The organism is Moorena sp. SIO1G6 (assembly GCF_010672795.1).
In the GTDB taxonomy this organism is placed as follows: Bacteria; Cyanobacteriota; Cyanobacteriia; order Cyanobacteriales; family Coleofasciculaceae; genus Moorena; species Moorena producens.
The window spans coordinates 1-3,656 of sequence record NZ_JAAHFZ010000135.1; the positions used below are offsets into that span (position 1 = coordinate 1).

At 38.1% G+C, this 3,656-nt stretch carries 1 protein-coding gene; it reads left to right on the plus strand.

Annotated elements, in window-relative coordinates; all coding sequences use genetic code 11:
* Positions 1-200 precede the first annotated feature (200 nt).
* On the plus strand, positions 201-3,254 hold the full coding sequence (locus tag F6K63_RS36420; protein ID WP_287314951.1) for an NACHT domain-containing protein: 3,054 nt from the start codon (positions 201-203) through the stop codon (positions 3,252-3,254).
* Positions 3,255-3,656 lie beyond the last annotated feature (402 nt).

Below are 3,656 nucleotides of genomic sequence, written 5' to 3' on the forward strand. Positions count from 1 at the left end.
GCTGCCACCAACAGATACACTGGAGCACTCCGAAAGGAGAGGATATCTAGGAGCCGTGTGAGATGAAAGTCTCATGCACGGTTCCGAAGGAGAGGTGCCCCGGATAATACCGGGCATCGACTCTAACTGATGAAATTTATCTTGATGGCTGTCTCTGTTTATGCGAAGAAAGTAATTCTAGCCGTCTTGCCTCAGATGCTATGGGTCATTTCAATCGAAACCAGCGCCTGATTATTGCTGCTCGGATTGCGGCTGTTACAATTTTTGCCAATCGATTTGGTGTTTGTAATGGAACATATGCAGATTGTGCTCCATCTAAAGATGAGCTAGTTCTAATTGAAAATCTCTGCATTGGGGAGGAAGTTGCTAATAGCAAAAATTTTGATATCACTGAACCAGCTATCAAAGAGGTTTTAGATACTGGCTTGTTCTCATCCCGTGGTGAAAAGCTGATAGGGTGGTCTCATCAGACCTATGCTGAGTTTCTAGCAGCATGGTATTTGAAGGAACATAATGTATCTGTGTCCTTATTCCAGAGTCTTTTCTATTTATCTGAGGATGAAGACCCTGAGCAGAAATTGATTCCTCAGCTCCATGAAACTGCTGCATGGTTAGCGACTATGATACCTGAGATACGTGAGGTAATTCTTAGCACTGATCCTGATGTGTTACTTCTGAGCGATCTACCTCCAGATGGTACTGTGCAAGAAGCGGTAGTTTCCTATTTATTGATGCAGTCTGAACAAGAAATCTTTGTTGCTCAAAATATTAACTACCGCTTACACGAGAAACTAAAACATCCTAACCTTGCGGAACAGCTTCGTCCATATATTGTGGATGCAAGTAAGGCAATTGATGCACGAGATACAGCTATCAAGATTGCTGAAGTTTGTGAAGTGAATAAACTCCAAAATGAATTGGTTACCTTAGCAACTGATTCAGAGGAAAAAATTGAACTTAGGATTAGTGCTGTTCAAGCTATTGGGGAGATTAGAGATAAGAATTCAAGACTCAAACTCAAGCCGTTAGCCCTTAATCCGCTTCCGGAGGATGAGGACGACAGGCTTAAGGGTTGTTGCCTACAAGCACTGTGTAATAATAAGCGCAATTATTTGACAGATGATGAGTTGTTTGATGCCTTAACTCCTCCAAAAAAAATAAATCTTCTTCTTGGCTCATACCAACTGTTTATCGAGTATACACTTGTACCAATGCTTCAAGAAAAATGGCTTAGGGAACCAAGATTAAAATTAGATTTTATAAAAGACGAGGGTAAGAGTGGTAAGTTTGTCAACGTACTAGTTAATTTAAAAGAAAATCACTATGGTCGATTATATGATTTCGTATTAGATTTAATAGGAGATATCTACCTAACTCCAAGGCTTGGGTCAAAATCGGATAAATCACATAAAAATTTTGCGATTTCAATATACCGTGAATTGCAGCTAAATAATAAAGAAGAAATTGATTTTATTGATGATTACCTGAATAATAAGGGTAGAGAGTGTTATGAAAACTTTAGTGATTTTTTTATAGGGGAAAAACTACCTTCAAACAAAGCTCGGAATAACCGTCCTCAACAAAACTTATTAGCACCATATCATAGAAATAGAATTATTCTTAGTCTAAATCAATTAGAAAATGGTAACTTATCAGCTTGGTGGCGGTTGAATACGGAAATGACCCTAAAGCCAGACAGCCGATTCAATTATTATGAAACTGAACCTGATTTAACTAAGCTTCCAGGGTGGAAAGAGGCTGATGAACCGATTCGGACTAGGATTATTCAAGGTGCTGAAAACTATATTATAAATCAAAAAGAGATAAATACTGATTGGATTGGTAAGAATAAAGTTAATTGGCCAGCCTTGGCGGGTTGTAGAGCATTTCTGTTGCTTCTAAATAAAGCTCCAAAGATTCTTGAAACTATTCCATCTGAGACATGGCGCATTTGGGCACCTGTAATCATCGCTTTTCCTCTTGGAAACCTAGATTCTGACAACTTTTTAGAGTTAGTAAAGATAGTTTACTCAAAGGCTCGTGATCAGGTGTGTAAAACTTTGGATATTCTGATCGATCAAGAAAATCAGCAGTTTGACTCTATATCTAGAATTAGAATATTTAAAAAATGTTGGGATGACGATCTAAGCGATTTTATTTTAGAAAAGGCTCAAAGTAAATCCCTAAAGCCCAGCTGTATTCGGTATCTGTTAGAAGAGCTTCTCAAACATGGCTCGAATGAAGCTAGAGATGAAGCTATAGAATATCTACAAACATTGAGCTCATTGCCATTGCCTTTGAACAAAGATGAACGTGACAGAGTCATCATTGCCTTAACATTGCTATTCCGCTACCCAACTGCTGACCGTTGGTCTAGTATATGGTCGATTCTTGAGCAAGAACCAAATCTTGGACGAGACTTGATTGAGTCAGTTGCTTATCGCTATTATTCGTTTCCGGGTCACTTAGAGCTTAATCTTAATGAGAAACAGTTAGCTGATCTATATATGTGGCTGGTTAGGCAATATCCCTATCACGAAGATCCCGATCATAGTAATGGTGTACGTTATAATGTCAGTCCAAGGGATAAGGTGGCTAGATTAAGAGATGACATTCTACGGCAACTGGAAAATTTTGGAACCCCTCAAGCCTGTGATCAATTGGAGCGTATTTTTGGAAAATTTCCTGAACTACGTTGGCTTAAGCAAAGGCTGATATCTGCCAGGGATACCATGCGTCGTAAAACCTGGAATGCACTTGAGCCAAAAGACGTTATTAAGACGATATTATATCATGATCCCATAGTTAGTAAAACTGTGGGAGATAATCAAAGTACATATAATATAGATTTGTATAATGAAGGTGGTAATGTTTCCATCGGAGGAAAAGATATAACCAATATGGTTAAAAAGAAGACTTTCAACACGGATGGTGGCGATGTCATCACCAATTCCAATAACAAGAATAGAGGCAGTGTTAATAACAGCAAAACTATTACTACAAATAAAATCGGAAAAGGGAAACGCAATACTATCAAAGTCACTGACCCTAAAACCAACCCTAGCAGCGGAGATCTATGGAACAAAATCCTTGGGATTATGACAATTGTTGGTGTGGTTGCGGGAGTGATAGGATTATTCGGTAATGGGATATTTAACGAGCAAATAAAAAGATTTTTTAGAATAGATCAGCAGCCGTCACTGTCACCAACGCCAACTGTTCCATCTCCTTCTTCAACTCAATCTAGTGAATAGCGATAATCTATAGCAAAGGGAGTAGGGAGTAGGGAGTAGGGAGCAGTGAAGTCATAAAATGTAAGAGGATAAAAATAATGTGTACCTGATTAGACTATAAACCGCTATAGTCTGATAGAAAAAGCTTTTTTAATTTTGAATGCTATACTAGCATAAATAATAATATTTACTTATAGCGTTTATTGCATTTATAACGTACGGTTATCAACCTCAAAGTCCCCCTTTTTAAGGGGGATTTAGGGGGATCCCTTTGTAGCTCATGGGATAGAAAATGGCTATACTACTCCTAAATGATAATGGAGAAAGCTTCATAACTTCCTAAATTAGGCATAGTAAATAACCGATATTCAATAAACAATTCAAATAATTTCTTGGTGAGCTTGAAAGATCGACACCGTTGAT